This window comes from Streptomyces tagetis, from assembly GCF_018069565.1.
Lineage (GTDB): Bacteria > Actinomycetota > Actinomycetes > Streptomycetales > Streptomycetaceae > Streptomyces > Streptomyces tagetis.
In genome coordinates this window covers 86,263-105,349 of sequence record NZ_JAGPNL010000003.1, presented here as the reverse complement: position 1 = coordinate 105,349, position 19,087 = coordinate 86,263, and the positions used below count along the sequence as shown (strand labels likewise).

Genomic DNA, 19,087 nt, shown 5'->3' with positions numbered 1-19,087 from the left:
CCGCGAACAGAGCACGTGATTTTCCTGACCGTTCGGCCGGGGCGGCCGGTTACCTGAGTACGTGCCTTCAATCGCAGGGGCCGGCCCGAGCCCGAAGGGGGAGACGTGGCCACATCCGTCATGCCGAATGTGGTGGCGCCAGTGATGCGTGAATGGTCGATGGACTACACGATGGTCCACAAGGTCGTCTCGCTGGCCCGCCTCCACGTGCGACGCCAACTGACCATGTGGAGTTGGAACGGAGATGTCGAGGACGCCGTCCTGACCACCTCCGAACTCGTCGCCAACGCGATCAGCCACGCTCACGTCCCCGGCCGTCTGCTGGGCATCCGGCTGGCCCTTCTGGAGGATGGCGGCCTTCAGGTCGATGTGTCCGATCCGCTCGCCGGCTTCCCCGCCTTCGGTGACCGGAGCGAGGCCGGCCCTGGAGAGGAGAGGGGGCGTGGCCTGCTCCTTCTGCGGCAGCTCGGCGTCGACCTGTCGTGGTTTCTGCGTGCCGAGGGCAAGACCGTACGCGCGCATCTCCACGCGTCGGTGGGGCGGTCACCCTCTCACGACGACCAGCTTTACCGTTCCGCTGACAGCCTGTGTCCGTGCGCACGAATGGAGGTCGCATTGACCACCAACCCGTCCGACCCCGCCGTCGAACTCCTCAACGTCCGCCGCCTCCACCTTGTGGAGACGGCACCGCCGAAACTCACGAACATCCAGACCTCTGCGATGAACCGTAAGTGGGAGGAACTCACCGCGGCCAACCCGGCGCTCTTCGACGGACCGGTGGTGGTGTGCACCGGAGTGGAGTGGAAAGACCTGGAGACGGTGATCCTTTCGTGGTGTCGCGCCACGTACCGGCTCCTTGTCCTCCGGTTGGACCCCGACCACGCTGTACCGGCGCCCTCCGTGTTCGTCTCTGTCGCCCAGCCCACGGACGACGGACAGTTGCTGGTGGGCCGTATGGCGGCGTCGACCGTCGGAGCCGGACGCTGGCAGCTGCCCGGTGGAACGATCGAGCCGCCCGAGGGAGACGCCGGGTTGGACGTGGACGCGCTGTCCCGGCATGCCGCTCGTGAACTGGCCGAGGAGATCGGGCTCGACGTTCCGCACGGCGACCTGGCGCTGTGGGCCGTGACCCGCGGGAACTGGGGCAATATCGGCCTTCACTTCCGGGCGCCCGCGCGGTCGGCCAAAACGCTTGAGGGCGCCTACGCGGCGCTCGTCTCCAGCGACATCGAACAGGGCCGCGTTCCCGAGTTGGACAGGATCGACTTCATCCGGTCCCAGGCCGACATCGCCGGCCTCGGCGGTCCCACGGCCGACTTCCTGCCGGTGCTCGCCGACCTGCACTCCGGGGCGGTCGTGGTCGGTCGGCCGGGCAGCGAAAGGTAGCCGATGCCCAAGCGCCAGTGTCCCGCCGAGCATCCGACGACGCTTGGCACGAGTGAGGAAGCCCTCTGCCGGTTCGCCGAGGAACTGGACGAGGCGGCACGGACCCGGGTCGCCGCCACGCCGCTGTCCCGGCGCTTCCCGGAACTGACCCTGGCGGACGCCTACCGCATCCAGCAGATCCGCACGGTGCGGCACTTGGAGGCCGGGGCGCGAATCGCAGGCCACAAGGTCGGACTGACCTCGGCCGCGATGCAGGAGCAGATGGGCATTCACGAGCCGGACTCCGGCATCGTGCTGGACCACATGGTCGCCGCCGGCGGGAGCACCCTGCGCGCGACCGACTTCATGAACCCGAGGATCGAAACCGAGATCGCCTTCCGGCTCGGGCGCGACCTGACCGGCCCTGCGGACCTGGACACCGTACGGGCAGCGGTGGCAGAGGTGTTCCTCGCCTTCGAGATCCTCGACACCTGCTTCACCGGCTGGGACATCACACTGGTCGACAGCATCGCCGACAACGCCGCCTGCGCTGGTGTGATCACCGGCAGCCCACTTCCGTTCACTCCGCCCTGGAACCTCAGCGACGAGGACATCACGACCACGGCCAACGGGACCCTGGCCGGGACCGGGCGGGGCCGCGACATCCTCGGCGATCCGCTCCAGGCCCTGGTCTGGCTGACACACCGCCTGCACGGGTTCGGTACGGAACTGCGTGCCGGAGACATCGTCCTGGCCGGATCAGTACACGCCGGCATCCCGCTGACCCCGGGCACGGACTTTCGCGCCACCTCCACCCGGCTTCCCGCCATCCACCTGCGGCTTTTACCTGCCTAACGAATCGGAGCGAGCATGCTGACCACTGCCGTTCTCGGCACCGGGCTCCTCGGTCTCGACCTGATCGACCGGGTCCAGAAGTCGCCGCACCTGGAGTGCGGGCTCGTCGTCGGCCGCACGCCCGGCAGCCGCGGCCTGGCCCAGGCCGCGGAGCTGGGCTGCACCACCGCGGTCGGCGGCATCGACGCCCTGCTGGACGCGGGCGGCTTCGACGTCGTCTTCGACGTGACCAACGCCTTCGACCACCCGGAGCACCACAACAAGCTCGCCGCCACCGGGGCGGTGCTGGTGGACCTGACGCCCACCAGTACCGGCGCCCTGATCGTGCCGACCGTCAATGGTCACCAGGCCGCCAGCCACAGGCACATCGGCCTGGTCTCCTGCGGCGGCCAGGCATCGATCCCCGTCCTCCACGCCCTCGCGCAGTCCTACCGGCCCTCGTACGTGGAGATGGTGGCCACGGCCGCGACCGCCGGCGTGGGCCGGGCGAGCCGCCTGAACCTCGACGAGTACGTCTCCATCACCCGTCATGCGCTCGGACAGTTCACCGGCGCCGATCAGGCCAAGGCGATCTTGAATATCTCGGCCGCCATGCCGGCGCCGCCGTTCCGGATCGCCATGACGGTGGTGGCCAACGGTGTCGAGCAGGGCCCGATCGGCGAGGTGGTTGATGCCGCCGAGGCGGCTGTGCGGGCCATCGTGCCCGGCTATCGGGTCATCGCGTGCACCGTCGTCGACAACACCACGGTCCGCGTGGTCGTGGAGATCGCTGCGACCCGTGGCCGCATCCCGGTGCACGCCGGGAACCTCGAAGTGATCAGCGCCGCCGCCATCCACGCAGCCGAACAGCACGCCGCCGCGACCTCCGAACCGAAGGAGTTGGCCCCATGACTGAGACCGGCCCTGTCGTGATCGTGCACGACCCCACCCTGCGCGACGGCCAGCACGCCATCCGTCATCAGCTCGACGCCGAACAGATCCGTGCCTACGCCGCAGCGGCCGACGCCGCCGGTGTACCCGTCGTCGAGGTCGGCCACGGCAACGGGCTGGGAGCTTCCTCGTACCAGGTCGGCCACAGCAAAATCAGCGACGAGGAGATGCTCTCCACCGCCCGTGAGGTCCTGACCCGAAGCAAGATGGCCGCCCTCATGCTGCCCGGCTGGGCCACCAGCGACGACTTGCGCAACGCCGTCCGCCACGGGGTGGACGTGGTCCGCGTCGCCGCGCACTGCACCGAGGCCACTGTCACCGAACGCCACCTCGGCGTGATCCGCGAACTCGGCGCCGAAGCCCAGGGCGTGCTGTTGATGAGCCACATGGCCGACCCCGACCAGCTCGCCGAGCAATGTGCGCTGATGGTCGAATACGGCGCGCAAGGCGTCTGCGTCTTCGACAGCGCCGGCCACTACCTGCCGCAGGACGTCGGCGCCCGCATCGCCGCCATCACCGCGGCCGTGGACGTGCCGGTCGCCTTCCACGGACACAACAACCTCGGTATGGCTGTGGCGAACTCGATCGCGGCGGTCGAGGCCGGCGCCCGGGTGATCGACGCCTGCGCCCGGGGGTTCGGAGCGGGCGCGGGCAACACACAGCTGGAGGTCCTGGTTGCCGTGCTCGAGCGCCTGGGCCACGGCACTGGCATCGACCTGCGCCTCCTGGCCGATGCCGCCGACCTGGCGGAGCGGGTCCTCATGCCGACCCCGCCGACGATCGATTCCGTCAGCCTGGCCTCCGGGCTGTCTGGCGTGTTCTCCGGGTTCAAGAAGCCCGCTCTCGCGGCTGCCGAACTGGCGGGCGTGCACCCTTGGGACCTGTTCGCCGAACTCGGTCGCCGCAGGGTGACCGCCGGGCAGGAGGACGTGATCCCGGACGCCGCCCGCGACCTGGCGGCTCAGGGGGTCCCGCGATGAACCGGCCACCAGCCCCAGCCGGAACGTGGATCATCACACCAGGCCACATGGACGCCCGGTTTCCGGCCGCCCACGGCTGTGGTGCGGACGTCGCGCTGGTCGATCTGGAGGACTCCGTGCCGGCCGAGGTCAAACCGGCCGCCCGCGAGGCCGCGCGTGCGTTTTTCACCAACCCGTCGGCCCGATCCGTGCTCGGGGTGCGCATCAGCTCACCCACCTCCCGCGACGGCATTCGCGACCTCATCGCCCTCCACCACTACGAGGCAAAACCTCAGATCGTCCTGATCCCCAAGGTCGAGTCAGGCCGCGACTTCGAGATCGTCTCCGGCGCCCTCGACACTCCCGGCTACACGCCGCACCTGTACGCACTGATCGAGACCCCCCGCGCGCTGGAGAAACTGCCCTCGATCGTGCGGGCCGAACGCATAGCCGGCGTTCTGTTCGGGACGGCCGACTACGCGACCGCCACCGGATGCAGCCGTACCTGGGAGTCTCTCCAGCACGCCAGGGCTGCCCTGGTCACCAGCGCCGCCGCGGCCGGCATTCCCGCCATCGACGCGCCGTACTTCGACCTGGACGACCTGGGCGGACTGCACACGGAAGCCGAGCGGGCCAAGGCCCTCGGCTTCACCGGCAAGAGCTGCGTCCACCCGGCTCATCTCCCCGTCATCGACGCCGTGTTCCGGCTGCGCGAGGAGGAGATCGCTGCGGCCCACGCCATCGTGGCCGCCGCCGAGAACGCCGGTGGGAGCATCGTCCGCGTCGACGGGCACATGGTCGGCCCGCCGATGGTCGCCGCCGCACGGGCCCTGCTTGCTCGCGCCGCGGCCCTCACACCGAGCGAGGCGCCCTCATGACCACGCGCATCCCGATGCCCGCCGGCTATCGGCGGATCGCAGATGACCGTTACCGGGAGGTCGTCGGGCTCGGCTACCACGAATTGGCGGTGGGCCTGGTCATTGAGCATCGGCCCGGCCGCACCGTCACTGAGGCCGACAACACCTGGCTGACCGTACTTGGCGGCAACGCGGCACCGATCCACACCGACGCCCACTACAGCAGCCGCACCGTGTGGGCACGCCCCTTGGTGTGCAGCAGCATCACCCTCCACCTCGTCGGAGGGGTGACAGTGCGTAGCACCAGCGGCCTCACCACCGGAAACCTTGGCTTTGAGGAAGTCCGCTTCCGCGACCCGGTGTTCGTCGGCGACACCCTCTACGCGACAACGGAGATCACCGGCCGCCGCCTGTCCAGAAGCAGGCCGGACACGGGGATCGTCACCTGCCGCACCACCGGCCACAACCAGGACGGCAACACTGTCGTCACCTTCACCCGCAGCTTCTTCGTACCCGTCGATGCCGATGCTGTCCGCGACCGCACCAACTACTAGGAAGGAGGGGACACCGCATGCCTGAACCGATTCGGATCACGAAGGCCGACGAGGCGCTGTGGCAGGAGTACGAGGAACTCGCCACCCGTGCGTACGGCCACACCGTCGGAGACATCACCCGCCTCCGCGACCACGCGGACCTCCGCGTCGCGGTCCGCGACGGCCGCGTCGTCGCAGGTGGCCTCGGCCTCCTTCTCCACCAGTTCTTCGGCGGGGCACCCGTCCCGTCGGCCATCATCAGTGCCGGCGCCGTCGCCCCCGAGGAACGGGGCGACCACCTTTCCAGCCGCCTCCTCGCCGAACGGCTACGCCCGCTGTGCGAGAACGGTGCGGTGATCTCCACCGTCTGGACGACCTCGAACGGCCATCTGCGCCGTCTCGGCTGGCAAGCGCCCGTCCCCGTCTTCGCCTGGTCGATCGCCACCGAGGACCTCAAGCGAGCCTTCACCCGGTCCGGAGTGGACATCGAGCACGGCCGGGCGCAGGAGGGAGAGAAACTGCAGCGCCACCTGGCCCGGCAGTGGAACGGACCCTTCCAGCGCCCGGACTGGTGGCCCGCCTGGCTGGACGACAAACACGGCCTGACCACCTATCGGTTCGGGCCGCCGCGGACACCGACCGGTCTGCTGTCCTACGTCATGAAGCGACATCCGCGGCACGGCATGGACCTGACCGTGCATGACCTCTGGGCCGCCGACGCGGCGACCGCGAGCGAGATGATGGCCTTTCTCGGCAGCCACCACACCCGGGCTCCGGCCATCCACTTCCGGCGCTCCGCCCTCCCGCCTTGTCCCACCCTGCTGCACAACCTGCACCGCTACCGGCTGACGGCGGAGGCATGGCACCCCTGGATGCTCCGCATCCTCGACATCGCCGAAGCCGTCCGACTGCGCGGCTGGTCTCCTGGCCTGGAGATCTCCGTGCGCCTGGAGATCGAAAACGAGACCGGTGCCGCCTGGCAGTCGTACCTGCTGGAAGTGAAGGACGGCGTCGGCCGCATCGTCGAGACCCCTGCCCCTGGCGACGTCCGACTCACTCGCGGTCAGCTCGCTGTCTGGTACGCGGGCGGTTACCGAACGGCGGCCACAGCTCACCTCGCCGGCGTCGCCGCCAGATCCGACGACGCCCTCACCCATCTGATCCGCGCTACGGCAGACACGGAGCCGTGGTTGCCCGACCACATCTGACGCCTCCTCCGTGCGCACGGTTCGTGAGCGGACGGGCCAGCACCAGGCAACACACGCAGGATCGGACGCCGTGCCACGCGACGCTGACCAGGAAGAACAGCACTGCGCGACATGGTCTGGAACAGCGCGGCACGGATTCGACCCCACTCGTAATGCCGTAGGTCCCGGGCGCGAATCCCGAAGGCGGCTTCTTTCGGAACACCAGGCTATGTGTTGATGGCCTGGGGTTTTTGTTGTGCCGTCGAGGTGTGGTCGTGGCCTTGGTGGGGCCAGGGCGGGGGCCCTGGGCTTGGCGGTGTGAGCGTTGAATGCCGGGATGTCCTTGATCTTGGTCCGGACTTCGGGGTGCTCGCAATGCATGGCCAAAGGAACATCAAGTTCTCGAATCCCGTCCCCCGGCTGGGGAAATGGCCTGTACTTGTCCTGAGAGTCCGCGGTCGTCACCGCAGTCACGCGATTGCGGCTCTGTGACCGGGCGGGTTGCCGATGGCCCTGGCGAAGTCCGGGCCAGGCGTAGCCGCGAAAGGGCGCGACAAGGGGGACAGGGGTGCAAGTGGGGGTATGCGTCACCGTCGAATGCGGTAGCCCGACGTTTCCTGGCTACGACTACTGCTACCACTGCCATAGGGCCGACCAGCACGCGCAGCAACGGGTGGCCGCGCAAGCCGAGCGGGTGAGGCGCCGGGAGCCGGCCAAACAGCAGGGTAAGGGGCCCAAGGGTGCTGGGCGGTCCACCACGGTGAAGGGTCCTGCTTCCCGGCGGAGCGGACGCCAGAAGCAGCGCACGCCCCAGGAAACGAAGGCTGCGGCTCGTCCGGCCGGTGACGGGAAGCGGAAGAAGCCGAAGAGAAAGCCGCGGACGTACTGGGTCTGTAAGCCTTGCGGCGTTGCCGTGGAGGATGCCGTGGCCCGGTGCGTCTCCTGCGGCAGGGGGGCGACTTCCCGGGACGCCCCCCTGCGACAGAAGGATCGTGCGACGGTCCCTCAAGGAAGGCAGGGTTCCGCCACGAGGGGTGCCCTGCGTCCGGTTCGCTCGGCGCCATCGATTGGCACCAGGCCGTCCGAGAACAGGCCGAAGCCGGCGATTGTTTGGGCCCCGCCGGTGCCTGAAGTGCGTGCTCTCAAGCCGCCTCCGGAGAAGTTGCCCGAGCGTTCCCCGGGCTGGTGGGAGACGAACGACAGGTGGTGACGGCAGAGCAACGGTGCTTCGGACGCCCAGGCTCGCGGTGGTCAATGGGGGTTGCCCAGGTCTCCGCGCCCGGTTGTCACTTGGCGTCCGCGTAGCACTGGGCTGTTGTCGTGGTGAAGGGGAAGTGGACCGGGGTGGGGCCGAAGGTGAGGTGGGCGGCGAGGGTGGAGGCGTGGTGGATGGCCTCGATGACCTGGGCCGTCTCCTCCTCGGGGCAGTGGACGATGACCTCGTCGTGCTGGAAGAAGACCAGCTCCGCCGAGAGGGACGCGCAGGAGCGGCGGAGGGCGGCGAGGAGGAGCAGGGCCCAGTCGGCGGCGCTGCCCTGGACGACGAAGTTGCGGGCGAAGCGGCCCCGGGCGCGGGCGTCGGTGGAGGTGTGGCCCGGCGTCCACTCCCGGTCGGGGGCGTCCTGGGGGAGGCCCGCTTCGTCGGTGGCGTCGGACGCCTGGGCGGCGGGTGGGCAGGTGCGGCCCAGCCAGGTGCGGACGAGCCGGCCCTCTTCGCCTGCGCGGGCGGCTTCGTCGACGTAGGCCACGGCCTTCGGGAAGCGGCGGCGGAGGGCGGCGAGGTTCTTCAGGCCGTCGCCGGAGGTCTGGCCGTAGACGGCGCCGAGCACGGCGAGTTTGGCCTGGTCGCGGTCGCCGGAGAAGGCCCGGTCGGACACCGACTGGTACAGGTCGTCCGGGCGGCCGGCGACCTCCATCAGGCCGGGGTCGCGGGAGATCGCGGCGAGGACGCGAGGTTCCATCTGGTCGGCGTCGGCGACCACCAGCCGCCAGCCCGGGTCGGCGACCACGGCCCGGCGGAGCACGCGGGGGATCTGGAGCGCGCCCCCGCCGTTGGTCACCCAGCGGCCGGTGACGGTGCCGCCGGCCAGGAAGCCGGGGCGGAAGCGTCCGTCGCGCACCCAGTCCTGGAGCCAGGACCAGCCGTGCGCCACCCAGATCCGGTACAGCCTCTTGTACTCGATCAGCGGCCTGACCGCGGGATGGTCGACCGAGGCTAGCTCCCAGCGGCGGGTGGAGCCGACGGTGATCCCGGCTCGCGCGAACGCCTTGACCACGTCCGCCGGAAGGTCCGGCCGCACCCGGTGCCCGAACGCCGCCGACACCTCCTCCGCCAGCTCCGCCAGGCGGCGCGGCTCGCCCCCGCCCGCGTACCGCTCGCCGAGGAGGTCGTGCAGTACCTCGCGGTGCACGTCGGCCCGCCAGGGCAGTCCGGCCCGGTTCATCTCGGTGGCGACCAGGGTCCCCGCCGACTCGGCCGCCGTCAGCAGCCGCATCCGGTCGGGGTGTTCGGCGCGGTCGTGGCGGCGCTGCTGCTCGGCGTAGACCGCGAGGAGGCCGGCGAGGGGGAGCGGCGCCTCCCGTGGTTCGAACAGGGAGGGCTGTCCGCCCGGGTCGGCGGAGCGCTGCGGTGGATCGGGCGGTACGGGGCCGCCGCGCAGCCGGGCCAGGGCGGCGGCTGCCGAGCGGGGTTCGCCGGAGCGGCCCTCGTGGCCGAGGAGGAGCGTCTCGGCGTCCTCCACGTCGTAGCACCGCTCGACCCGGACGCCGGCGGCGAGCAGGCGTGGGTAGACCTCGGCGGTGGACCGCCAGACCCAGCGGCCGACGCCGGGCCGCTCCCGGACGGCGGCGGCGAGGTCGGGCTCGTGCCGCACCGGGGCGGCGGGCAGCCCGTCGGGGCCGAGGGGGGCGACCTCCGCGCCTCCGTCCTCGGCCACGGCGAGCGCCCACCGATCGGCCACACCGCGAGTGTCGCAGGGGGGTCCGACAACGGCCCGGTGCGCGCGGGGGACGTCAGCCTTCGTCGTGCTGCTCTTCCTCCGCCCGTCCCGCCTCGGGGGTCTGCTCGGTCGCCTCCAGGAACTTCGCCAGGGCCTCGGTGACGTAGCGTTCCGTGGCGTCCTTGGTGAGGCCGACGCCGTGCAGGACGCCCTCGCCGTTCTCGTGCTCCAGCAGGGCGAGGAGGATGTGCTCGGTGCCGATGTAGTTGTGGCCGAGGCGCAGGGCCTCGCGGAAGGTGAGTTCCAGGACCTTCTTGGCGGCGGGTCCGTAGGGGACCAGGTCGGGGGCGTCGTCGGCGGCCGGCGGGAGTGCCGCGGTGGCCGCGTCCTGGATGGCCTGAAGGGTCACGCCCTGCGCGGCGATGGCGTGGGCCGCGAGGGCCTCGCGCTCGGTGAGCAGGCCGAGGACCAGGTGTTCGGGCAGGCCCTCGGCGGCGCGGGCGGCCACCGCCGTGCTGTGCGCGGCCATCACGACGGCACGCGCGCGGGGGGTGTACCGGCTGAAGCCCTGGCTCGCGTCCAGGTCGGCGGACTCCTTCGGCACGAAGCGCTTCTGCGCCGCCTGCCGGGTGACGCCCATGCTCTTGCCGATGTCGCTCCAGGAGGCGCCGGAGCGGCGGGCCTGGTCCACGAAGTGTCCGATGAGGTGGTCGGCCACCTCGCCGAGGTGCTCGCCGGCGATGACGGCGTCCTGGAGCTGTTCGAGGGGCTCCGCGTGCACCTTCTTGATGGCCGTGATGAGTTCGTCGAGGCGTACGGATGACGTGATGCTCGGGTTCGTCGTCATGTGTCAACCGTAGGTTGCATGGCGTGGGAGTGTCAACCGAAGGTTGACAGTGGGGTTCTTGTTTTCCGGCGTGGCACCATCGGCGGGTGAGTACGTCCCGCACCGTCGAGCGCGCCTTCGAGACCGGCCTCTACGGCACCGATGACACCGCCCTCGACACCGCCGCCTCCCTCCTCGCCGCCGACCCCGCGGCCGACGCCGAACTCGGGCGCCGCGGCGAGGAGTTCGTCGACACGGCCTGGCGGCGCGGCTGGCAGCCCGCCGACGTCCTGCGGATCGTCCGGCGTGAACTGGACGACACCCACGTCCGGCTCCTCGCCGCCCTCGTCCGCTCCCAGGCGGCCCACGACCGGCCCCGGGGCCCGCGCTGGACGGCGCAGCTCGCCGCCCTCCCCGACGCGCCGACGCCGCGCACCGACCGCTTCTCGTACGCCACCGCCGTCCTGGAGCTGTACCGGCTTTTGTTGCGCCTGCCCGTACTGGAACCGCTGGAGGGGTTCGGGGCGCCCGGGGGAGCGGGCCGGGAGGGCCGGGAGTCACGGCCCGAGTCGCGCGCCCTCGCCCGCATCCGCGCGCTGCTCGCCAAGGCCGAGGCGACCGGGTATCCGCGGGAGGCGGAGGCGCTCAGCGCCAAGGCCCAGGAACTGATGGCCCGGCACAGCGTCGACGAGGCGCTGCTGTCGGCCGGCGCCCCCGCGCCGCACGCGCCCGGTGCCTGCCGGATCGGGGTCGAGCCGCCGTACGAGCAGGCCAAGGCGGTCCTCCTGGACGCGGTCGCCGACGCCAACCACTGCCGTGCCGTGTGGAACGAACCCCTGGGTTTCTCCACCGTCGTCGGCTTCGAAGCGGACCTGGAAGCGGTCGAACTCCTCTACACCTCCCTCCTCGTGCAGGCCGAGTCCGCGATGACCAAGGCGGAGGCCGCCCAGCGGGCCGGCGGACGGCGGCGCACCAAGTCCTTCCGCCAGTCCTTCCTGGCGGCCTACGCCCACCGGGCCGGGACGCACCTCCGTGCCGTCGCCGAACGCACCACCGCCGGGGCCGGTACGGAGCATGCCGACGCCTTGCCCGTGCTCGCCTCCCGCGAGGCCGCCGTCACGGACCGGCTGGAGCGGATGTTCCCCGAGACGACCACGACCCGCCTGCGCGGCGCCGCCGACCTGGCGGGCTGGACGGAGGGCACCCGCGCGGCCGACGACGCGCGGGTGGTGCCTCGGCGGCCGTTGGGGTGACGGGGAGGGGTGAGGGGTGAGGGTGGAGGGGCTGGTGGGGCGCGCTCTTGGCGGGCCGGGGCCGGGGCTGTGACACGCCGGTGGGTGGTGCCGGTGGGTGGTGTGGATGCGGTCGGGCCGCGCCGTGTCGTACGGATGCCCCTGTGACACGCCGGGCGTGTCGTACGGATGTGGTCGTGACACGCCGGTGGGCCGTAGCCCTGATCCCGTCGTGTCGCCGTGCTCCTGTGTCGTACGTATGCCGCCGTGACGCGCGGGGCGTGTCGTACGGATGCGGGTGCGACACGCCGGTGGGCCGTAGCCCTGATCCCGTCGTGTCGCCGTGCTCCTGTGTCGTACGTATGCCGCCGTGACGCGCGGGGCGTGTCGTACGGATGCGGGTGCGACACGCCGGTGGGCCGTAGCCCTGATCCCGTCGTGTCGCCGTGCTCCTGTGTCGTACGTATGCCGCCGTGACGCGCGGGGCGTGTCGTACGGATGCGGGTACGACACGCCGACGTGCCGAGCCCGCGTCTCCGTCATCCCGCCGTGTCGGACGGATGCGCCCGCGCCACGCCGGGCGTGTCGCACCGATGCAGCCCCGACACGCCGGGCGTGGCGTACGTATGCGTGCCGAGCCCGTACTCGGGCGTGTCGCGCGCGGTGGTCCTGACGTCGTGACCCCGGCTGGGCTTCCTCAGTCGCCCGCCGCCTGGAAGGCTCCCACCGTCGCGTCCGGGCCCTCGCCGCCGTCGGCCTTGGGCGCCACGTCGCCGTAGGTCCAGGGGAAGCGGTGGGTGGTCTTGTCGCCGGGGAGGGCGAACTCCGCGGTCTGTGCGGTGAAGCCGGACGCCGCGCCCGCCTCGCCCCGTACGTAGGTGATGGTGAAGGAGGCCGTGGCCTCGGCGGAGAGGGTCAGTCGCTGGGGCGCGGCGGCCTCGGCCGGGACGAGTCGCGCCGAGGTGTCGTCGGTGGCCAGGGTGACGGGCGGGAAGCCGTCGAGGGTGCAGGTTCCGCCCTGGTTGGCGAGGTTGACGGTGACGGTGCCGGTGTCGCCGGTGGCCGGGGCGGGGCTCGCCTCGACGCTCACGTCCATGTCGCCGGTACGGCAGGCCGCGCCGCCTCGGTCGTCGGTGCCGGCGGCGGAGGCGTCGGCGCGGTCGGCGTCGCCTCCCCCGCAGGCGGTCAGCAGCAAGGTCGCGGCGAGGGTGATAGCGGTGGTGGCGGCGCGGGTGCGGCCGGTGGTGCGCATCGGTGAAGTTCCTTGTGGAGAGAAGGGGTTCAGGTGCCGAGCCCGGGGGTTGGGAAGCCGGAGGGGAGTGTTCCGCCCTCGGACCGGGTGTACGTCTCCTCGCCGACGGTGCCTTGCCACGTCACCGTCAGGGAGGCCCGGCCGACGGACGCGACGGTTCCGGAGGTCCGGTCGCCCTGGCCGGTGGTGCAGGTCAGGCGGATCGTGCGGACGCCGGAGTCCTCGTCCACGGCGCCGCTGCACATCGTGCCACCCGTGGCGAAGAGCGCGGCCCGGTCGCCGGTGACCATCAGGGCGACGGCGTGGCCGTCGGTCGTGGCCAGCCAACTGCCGTCCAGGTCAGAGGAGTCGGCCGAGGGTGAGCCGCCGGCGGTGCCGTCCCCCGAGGCCGCGCCCGGGGAGCCGTTCGCGGAGGTGCCGGGTGCGTCGGAGGCGGTCGGGGGAGTGTTGTTCCCCGTGGTCCCGTCTCCGGTGCACGCGGTGAGTGTCAGTGCGCCCGCCAGTACGGCGGACAGGGCCAGGGTCAGGGATACGGTTCGGCTGCGACGGGGGGCCGGGGCAGGCGCAAGGCACCGAACGGACCGCAGCACGCCCGGAGTGCGCCTCGCTTCCCGCGCCTCGCTACCAGCGCCGCCGGCGCGACCCGTTCGGGCGGTACGGCCTGTGCGTCCCTCCGCCGGGCCCCCGTCGGAGGCATCCGGCACGGCCCCGTACGCCGAGCTTCCCGGAAGCCAGGGAAGCCCCCGACTTCCCGCCCTCGCTATCTTGCTCGTCTTCCCCGTCTTCCTCCCGTTTCCCGTACGCCCCGTACGCCCCGTACTTCCCGTACTCCCCGTACTCCTGGCGTAGTTGCTCGCGGTCACCCGTGTCACCGGTAGCTCCAAGCGGTAGCCGGACGGCCGGGGTCGGCCGAGGACAGGCGCAAGTTACCAGGATGCCGTGTGCGCCCCCGTCGGATGCCCGGCATGCGCCCTGCTGCCCGCCGGGGCAGGCCGACGCGCGCGGCGTCGCCACCGTCGTCTGGAGCCGGCGCCGCCCCTTCCGTCCGGGCCGCCTCTACGCGGCGTTGGAGGACCTGACCTGACCTGACCCGCCCCGCCGTCCGCAGCCGGGGCCGCTTCCGGCTCGCCGACGAGCCGGACATGCTGCTCCGCCGGGACGCGGCGGGCCGCGCCCTGTGCGTCGAGGGGGGCCGGGCCCTGGCTCGCCTCGCTGCCGGACGCGGCCTGGGACGGGGCGGACAGGGCTCCGACCGGTTCGGGGTGACCCCGCGCCTGCGGCACCGCCTCCGCCCGCTGCCCGCCGCCCGCCGCCTTCCACATTCCGCCTTCCACACTCCGCCCTCCGACCTCCGCCCTCCGTCCTCCGCCCTCCGCCTCCGCGTATGCGTGCCCCCTCCCCCCACGGACCGGCATGTTCGGCGAATCCGGGGGAAGACGCGGGAACGGCTTTCGTGGCGGGGGCGTCCCTGAGGACAAGGCTCCCGGCGCGGAGGCGGACCGGACCGTGACGGCCGGAGGCTGTAACCGCAGGAACACCGCACGTGCACGTGCATATGCTCACGCCTTTGCACGTGAACAGGGTTATGATCCGGATCAGTTGACCGTTGCATCAATGGCCATACCAGCCAGTGCACCCCGGGGAGCGCCTGTGGACCACGACGTGTACGACGCTGAGGACGCGTCCGCCGTGTACAACGGCATGGCCGCCACACGGCTGTCGGACGTGGTGTGGCAGAAGAGCCGGCACAGCAACTCGCAGGGCTCCTGCGTGGAGTTCGCGCGGTTGCCCGACGGGGGCGTCGCGGTGCGCAACTCCCGCTTCCCGGACGGTCCCGCGCTCGTCTACACCCGGGCCGAGATCGAGGCCATGCTCCTCGGGGTGAAGGACGGCGAGTTCGACCATCTGGTGGCGAGCTGACCCGTACGGGGGACGCTGCCCGGAGGAACCGCCCCGCCCGGCGCGACCCGGCCGGCAGCCGCCCCGCCCGGCACGCCCCGGCGAGGACCCGCCCCGCCCGGCACCCGGCGGCCCGGCCTCACCCCGCCCGCCCCGTCACGGCGTCGTCGGCCCCAGCCGGAACAGCGCCCAGACCACCTTGCCGTCGAGGGTGCCCGCGAGCGGGTGCCAGCCCCAACTGTCGCTGAAGGAGTCGACGAGGAACAGGCCGCGGCCCGATTCCGCAGCGAAGTCCTCGCTCTCGCGGGCGACCGGGCCGTCGTGGCTCGGATCGCGCACCGCGCACACCAGACGGCCGGTCCAGCGCATCAGGTGGAGCCGTACCGGCCCGTCGTGCTCGGTCCGGCGCGGGGTGTCCGCCGGGAGGGCGTGCCGCAGGGCGTTGGTGACGAGCTCGGAGACCACCAGGCACACGTCGTCGAAGCGGTCGCCGGTCTCCCAGGTGTCCAGCGTCCGGCGGGTGAAGCGGCGGGCCTCGCGCACCGCCTCGTAACGAGGCGGCAGGGCGCAGGAGGCGGCGCTCGACACGGCCGCGGGGTCCAGTGGTGGAAGGCCCTGCCGTAACGGCTCGAGCATGGTCGATCGATTCGTCCCCATGCGAGGCACTCCCGGTAATTCGCGGTCGTAGCGATGCGGCGCGGTGGTGCGGGACCATGGTTTCGGATGCGTTCCGCAGATGCAAGGGCAGATGCACGTGCACGTGACCGAATTGCGGCTGCCCGTACCGCTTCTTGGTTAAATTTTCCATCATCTTCGTGCGCCAACAGCCCCCGCTTCACCACGCATCACCCCGCTTCGCCCCTCGTCACTCCGTCCCCGCGCGTACTCGCCCGCCCCTGCCGTACCGGCGCCGACGGAGCCCGATGGCCTGATTCCGTTTCCGTAACCGGACGAGTACAGCTCGAAGTGTTTTAGTGGCAGACTTCGGCCCCTGAAGACAGTTGGGGAGGCTGGCGAAGGTGAGCGTGGGAGAGCCCGGATCGGTGGTGCGGCGCATGCTGCTCGGATCACAACTCAGGCGGCTGCGGGAGACGCGGGGGATCACGCGCGAGGCGGCGGGGTACTCGATCCGCGCCTCGGAATCGAAGATCAGCCGGATGGAACTGGGCCGGGTGAGCTTCAAGACCCGGGACGTCGAGGACCTGCTGACCCTCTACGGGATCACGGACGAGCAGGAGCGCGCCTCCCTCCTCTCCCTGGCCCGGGAGGCCAACGTCGCGGGCTGGTGGCACAGTTACTCCGACGTGCTGCCGAGCTGGTTCCCCACCTATGTGGGCCTGGAGGGCGCCGCCTCCGTGATCCGGGTGTACGAGGTGCAGTTCGTCCACGGACTGCTCCAGACCGAGGAGTACGCCCGCGCCGTGGTCTCGCGCGGTATGCAGGGCGCCGACGAGGCCGACGTGGAGCGCCGCGTGGCGCTGCGCCTGGAGCGGCAGAAACACCTGGTCGACGAGATGGCGCCCGAGTTCCACATCGTCCTCGACGAGGCCGCGCTGCGCCGCCCCTACGGTGGCCGGGACGTGATGCGCGGGCAGCTCCAGCACCTGATCGACATGTCCGAGCGGCCCCATGTCCGGTTGCAGGTCATGCCGTTCGGCTTCGGCGGCCACTCCGGGGAGAGCGGCACCTTCACCATCCTCAGCTTCCCCGAGTCCGACCTCTCGGACGTCGTCTACCTGGAACAGCTCACCAGCGCCCTCTACCTGGACAAGCGCGAGGACGTCGCCCAGTACGAGACGGCGATCCGGGAACTCCAGGAGGACAGCCCCTCGCCCGAGGAGAGCCGCGACCTTATGCGCGGACTCCTCCAACTCATCTGACCCGTCAGTAGGATGACGTCCGATCAGATATGACCGGACCGTGAAGCCGAGCGACCGTTCGGCTTCGTCTGCCTCGGCGGCAGGGGATTGAGGGATCACATGACGTCCTGCTTCACCGACCTCGCCCAGCAGTACATCGACGGCACGTGGCGCCCGGGGAACGGTTCCTGGGACATCATCGACTTCAACCCGTACGACAACGAGAAGCTCGCCTCGATCACGATAGCCACCGTCGAGGAGGTCGACGAGGCGTACCGCGCGGCCGAGCGCGCCCAGAAGCAGTGGGCCGCGACCAACCCCTACGCCCGCCGCGCCGTGTTCGAGAAGGCCCTGCGCCTCGTGGAGGAGCGGGAGCAGGAGATCACCGAGGCCATCGCGGCGGAACTCGGCGGTACGCGGCTGAAGGCCGCCTTCGAACTGCACCTGGCCAAGGAGTTCCTGCGCGAGGCCGTCAACCTGGCCCTGCGCCCCGAGGGCCGGATCATCCCCTCGCCGGTCGACGGCAAGGAGAACCGCGTCTACCGGGTGCCGGTCGGTGTGGTGGGCGTGATCAGCCCCTTCAACTTCCCCTTCCTCCTCTCGCTGAAGTCGGTCGCCCCGGCCCTCGCCCTCGGCAACGGCGTCGTCCTCAAGCCGCACCAGAACACGCCCGTGGTCGGCGGCACCCTGATCGCCAAGATCTTCGAGGACGCCGGCCTGCCGGGCGGGCTGCTCAACGTGGTCGTCACCGACATCGCGGAGATCGGCGACGCCTTCCTGGAGCACCCGGTGCCGAAGGTGATCTCCTTCACCGGCTCCGACAAGGTCGGCCGCCACGTGGCCACCGTCTGCGCCTCCCTCTTCAAGCGCTCCGTCCTCGAACTCGGCGGCAACAGCGCCCTGGTGGTCCTCGACGACGCCGACCTCGACTACGCGGTCGACGCCGCCGTCTTCAGCCGCTACGTCCACCAGGGCCAGGTCTGCATGGCCGCCAACCGTGTCCTGGTCGACCGGTCGGTCGCCGAGGAGTTCACCGAGAAGTTCGTCGCCAAGGTGCGCTCCCTCAAGGCCGGCGACCCGCGCGACTCGGAGACGGTGATCGGACCGGTGATCAACGCCTCGCAGGCGGACGCCCTGAACGGCGTCGTCGAGCAGGCCCTCGCCGAGGGCGCGACCGCCCTGGTGCGCGGCACGACCACGGACAACCTCGTCGAGCCCTCGGTGCTCACCGGCCTCCCGGCCGATTCGGCGCTGCTGCGCCAGGAGGTCTTCGGCCCGGTCGCCTTCCTCGTCCCCTTCGACGGCGAGGAGGAGGCCGTCCGCCTGGTCAACGACACCCCGTACGGGCTGAGCGGCGCCGTCCACACCGCGGACGTCGAGCGCGGGGTCGCCTTCGCCAAGCGGATCGACACCGGCATGTTCCACGTGAACGACGGCACCGTGCACGACGAGCCGATCGTGCCGTTCGGCGGGGAGAAGCACTCCGGCATCGGCCGGCTCAACGGCGAGGCGATGCTGGACGCGTTCACCACCCAGAAGTGGATCTCGGTGCAGCACGGGCGCAGCGGCTTCCCCTTCTGAGCCTTCGGGGACTTCCGAGACCTCGGGACTTCTGAGCCCTCGGGACTTCCGAGCCCTCGGCGCCTTCTGAGCCTCTGGGACTTCTGAGCCTCGGCGCCTCCTGAGCCTTCGGGGACTTCTGAGACCTTTACCCTCGTGCGGGCCCATGCGGACAGAAGCTGACCGCATGGGCCCCTAACGTCGTCGGTGTCAGCAGGGAAGACCCGCTCCCGGAGCGGGCCCGACGAAAGGCGGACGGTCATGGTCGCGCACGTGCGAGCCGAGGCGAAGGGCGACGAACGAGGGGCGCTCCTGTCCTTCCTGGCGGAGCAGCGGGGCGGAATCCGGCGGTCCGTGCTCGGCCTCACCGAGGAGCAGGCGACGTCGCGGCCGAGCGCCAGTGAGCTGTCGCTCGCCGGACTGGTCAAGCACGTGGCCGAGACCGAGCAGACCTGGATCGCCCGCGCCCGGCAGGTGCCGCCGGCCGTCCACCGGGACGAGTCCACCTGGCACGAGAGCTTCCGGCTGACCGGCGGCGAGACGGTCGCCTCGCAGCTCGCGTACTGGGAGGAGGTCGCCGCCGAGACGGAGGCGTACGTCCGCGGCGTGCCCAGCCTCGACGACACCTTCCCGCTGCCGAAGGCCCCCTGGTTCCCGCCGGACGAGCGCGTCTCCGTCCGCTGGCTCTGCCTGCACCTGATCCGCGAGACGGCCCGGCACGCCGGACACGCGGACATCATCCGCGAATCGCTGGACGGCGCCTCCGCCTGGGACCTGGTGGCGAGGGAACAGGAGGCGGCCCGGTCCTAGTGGCCCGGGAGCGGCAGGCTGCCC

At 71.3% G+C, this 19,087-nt stretch carries 17 protein-coding genes and 1 pseudogene; 13 read left to right on the top strand and 5 right to left on the bottom strand.

Features of this window, described 5'->3' with window-relative positions:
* Positions 1 to 105 precede the first annotated feature (105 nt).
* The 7 genes from J5Y05_RS31785 to J5Y05_RS12520 are packed head-to-tail and all read left to right on the top strand — an operon-like array spanning position 106 to position 6,707.
* Positions 106 to 1,386: an ATP-binding protein gene (locus J5Y05_RS31785; protein ID WP_307853878.1), complete on the top strand. Its 1,281-nt coding sequence runs from the start codon at positions 106 to 108 to the stop codon at positions 1,384 to 1,386.
* A 3-nt stretch (positions 1,387 to 1,389) separates the two neighbouring features.
* The gene (locus tag J5Y05_RS12545) at positions 1,390 to 2,220 is read left to right on the top strand and encodes a 2-keto-4-pentenoate hydratase (protein ID WP_210871646.1); all 831 of its coding nucleotides are present in this window, start codon (positions 1,390 to 1,392) and stop codon (positions 2,218 to 2,220) included.
* Between the two features lie 15 nt (positions 2,221 to 2,235).
* Positions 2,236 to 3,111: an acetylating acetaldehyde dehydrogenase gene (locus J5Y05_RS12540; RefSeq protein ID WP_210871644.1), complete on the top strand. Its 876-nt coding sequence runs from the start codon at positions 2,236 to 2,238 to the stop codon at positions 3,109 to 3,111.
* Entirely contained in the window at positions 3,108 to 4,130 is a 1,023-nt protein-coding gene (gene dmpG / locus J5Y05_RS12535) for a 4-hydroxy-2-oxovalerate aldolase (RefSeq protein WP_210871642.1), read from the top strand. The genes J5Y05_RS12540 and dmpG overlap by 4 nt, the downstream gene beginning before the upstream one ends.
* A 47-nt stretch (positions 4,131 to 4,177) precedes the next feature.
* A complete protein-coding gene (locus tag J5Y05_RS12530) occupies positions 4,178 to 4,987 on the top strand; it encodes an HpcH/HpaI aldolase/citrate lyase family protein (RefSeq protein WP_247614617.1) in 810 nt (269 codons plus the stop codon).
* Entirely contained in the window at positions 4,984 to 5,520 is a 537-nt protein-coding gene (locus J5Y05_RS12525; protein ID WP_210871638.1) for a MaoC family dehydratase, read from the top strand. Before J5Y05_RS12530 ends, J5Y05_RS12525 begins: the two co-directional genes overlap by 4 nt.
* A gap of 17 nt (positions 5,521 to 5,537) precedes the next feature.
* Positions 5,538 to 6,707 carry a GNAT family N-acetyltransferase gene (locus J5Y05_RS12520; protein WP_210871637.1) on the top strand — a complete coding sequence of 390 codons (1,170 nt, stop codon included), beginning with the start codon at positions 5,538 to 5,540 and terminating at the stop codon, positions 6,705 to 6,707.
* 1,265 nt (positions 6,708 to 7,972) lie between these two features.
* Here the strand turns inward: J5Y05_RS12520 and J5Y05_RS12515 are convergent.
* Positions 7,973 to 9,646 (bottom strand): bifunctional 3'-5' exonuclease/DNA polymerase, encoded by a 1,674-nt coding sequence (locus J5Y05_RS12515; protein ID WP_210871635.1) that lies wholly within the window; start codon positions 9,644 to 9,646, stop codon positions 7,973 to 7,975.
* Positions 9,647 to 9,698: 52 nt separating this feature from the next.
* Complete coding sequence (locus J5Y05_RS12510) at positions 9,699 to 10,472, bottom strand: Clp protease N-terminal domain-containing protein (RefSeq protein WP_210871633.1); 774 nt, start codon at positions 10,470 to 10,472, stop codon at positions 9,699 to 9,701.
* Positions 10,473 to 10,558: 86 nt separating this feature from the next.
* Here J5Y05_RS12510 and J5Y05_RS12505 point away from each other — a divergent pair, with 86 nt between their 5' ends.
* A complete protein-coding gene (locus tag J5Y05_RS12505; RefSeq protein WP_210871631.1) occupies positions 10,559 to 11,704 on the top strand; it encodes a DUF2786 domain-containing protein in 1,146 nt (381 codons plus the stop codon).
* A gap of 676 nt (positions 11,705 to 12,380) precedes the next feature.
* Here J5Y05_RS12505 and J5Y05_RS12500 read toward each other — a convergent pair.
* Together J5Y05_RS12500 and J5Y05_RS12495 are read right to left on the bottom strand one after the other, a co-directional pair.
* Complete coding sequence (locus J5Y05_RS12500; RefSeq protein ID WP_210871629.1) at positions 12,381 to 12,935, bottom strand: DUF4232 domain-containing protein; 555 nt, start codon at positions 12,933 to 12,935, stop codon at positions 12,381 to 12,383.
* Positions 12,936 to 12,964: 29 nt separating this feature from the next.
* Entirely contained in the window at positions 12,965 to 13,525 is a 561-nt protein-coding gene (locus J5Y05_RS12495) for a hypothetical protein (RefSeq protein WP_307853877.1), read from the bottom strand.
* Positions 13,526 to 13,893: 368 nt separating this feature from the next.
* Here J5Y05_RS12495 and J5Y05_RS31780 point away from each other — a divergent pair.
* Both J5Y05_RS31780 and J5Y05_RS12490 read left to right on the top strand, forming a co-directional pair.
* Positions 13,894 to 14,168: pseudogene (locus J5Y05_RS31780) on the top strand (CobW C-terminal domain-containing protein); the annotation flags it as partial.
* Between the two features lie 417 nt (positions 14,169 to 14,585).
* On the top strand, positions 14,586 to 14,855 hold the full coding sequence (locus tag J5Y05_RS12490) for a DUF397 domain-containing protein (protein WP_030422715.1): 270 nt from the start codon (positions 14,586 to 14,588) through the stop codon (positions 14,853 to 14,855).
* 135 nt (positions 14,856 to 14,990) lie between these two features.
* Here the strand turns inward: J5Y05_RS12490 and J5Y05_RS12485 are convergent, their stop codons facing one another.
* Positions 14,991 to 15,470, bottom strand: a complete 480-nt coding sequence (locus J5Y05_RS12485) for an ATP-binding protein (protein ID WP_247614616.1) — start codon at positions 15,468 to 15,470, stop codon at positions 14,991 to 14,993.
* Positions 15,471 to 15,877: 407 nt separating this feature from the next.
* Between J5Y05_RS12485 and J5Y05_RS12480 the strand changes: the two genes are divergently transcribed.
* The 3 genes from J5Y05_RS12480 to J5Y05_RS12470 all read left to right on the top strand — a co-directional run bounded on the left by J5Y05_RS12480 (position 15,878) and on the right by J5Y05_RS12470 (position 19,063).
* Entirely contained in the window at positions 15,878 to 16,714 is an 837-nt protein-coding gene (locus J5Y05_RS12480) for a Sco1979 family transcriptional regulator (protein WP_504740151.1), read from the top strand.
* 99 nt (positions 16,715 to 16,813) lie between these two features.
* On the top strand, positions 16,814 to 18,274 hold the full coding sequence (locus J5Y05_RS12475; protein WP_210871625.1) for an aldehyde dehydrogenase family protein: 1,461 nt from the start codon (positions 16,814 to 16,816) through the stop codon (positions 18,272 to 18,274).
* Positions 18,275 to 18,514: 240 nt separating this feature from the next.
* Positions 18,515 to 19,063, top strand: a complete 549-nt coding sequence (locus J5Y05_RS12470) for a DinB family protein (protein WP_210871623.1) — start codon at positions 18,515 to 18,517, stop codon at positions 19,061 to 19,063.
* Positions 19,064 to 19,087 lie beyond the last annotated feature (24 nt).

Bases quoted from the DNA above. Each gene is read 5' to 3' on its own strand.
- J5Y05_RS12470 (WP_210871623.1), top strand. From the start codon at position 18,515: ATGGTCGCGCACGTGCGAGCCGAGGCGAAGGGCGACGAACGAGGGGCG.
- J5Y05_RS12545 (WP_210871646.1), top strand. From the start codon at position 1,390: ATGCCCAAGCGCCAGTGTCCCGCCGAGCATCCGACGACGCTTGGCACG.
- J5Y05_RS12475 (WP_210871625.1), top strand. From the start codon at position 16,814: ATGACGTCCTGCTTCACCGACCTCGCCCAGCAGTACATCGACGGCACG.
- dmpG (WP_210871642.1), top strand. From the start codon at position 3,108: ATGACTGAGACCGGCCCTGTCGTGATCGTGCACGACCCCACCCTGCGC.
- J5Y05_RS12485 (WP_247614616.1), bottom strand. From the start codon at position 15,470: ATGCTCGAGCCGTTACGGCAGGGCCTTCCACCACTGGACCCCGCGGCC.
- J5Y05_RS12520 (WP_210871637.1), top strand. From the start codon at position 5,538: ATGCCTGAACCGATTCGGATCACGAAGGCCGACGAGGCGCTGTGGCAG.
- J5Y05_RS12510 (WP_210871633.1), bottom strand. From the start codon at position 10,472: ATGACGACGAACCCGAGCATCACGTCATCCGTACGCCTCGACGAACTC.
- J5Y05_RS12540 (WP_210871644.1), top strand. From the start codon at position 2,236: ATGCTGACCACTGCCGTTCTCGGCACCGGGCTCCTCGGTCTCGACCTG.
- J5Y05_RS12500 (WP_210871629.1), bottom strand. From the start codon at position 12,935: ATGCGCACCACCGGCCGCACCCGCGCCGCCACCACCGCTATCACCCTC.
- J5Y05_RS12530 (WP_247614617.1), top strand. From the start codon at position 4,178: ATGGACGCCCGGTTTCCGGCCGCCCACGGCTGTGGTGCGGACGTCGCG.
- J5Y05_RS12525 (WP_210871638.1), top strand. From the start codon at position 4,984: ATGACCACGCGCATCCCGATGCCCGCCGGCTATCGGCGGATCGCAGAT.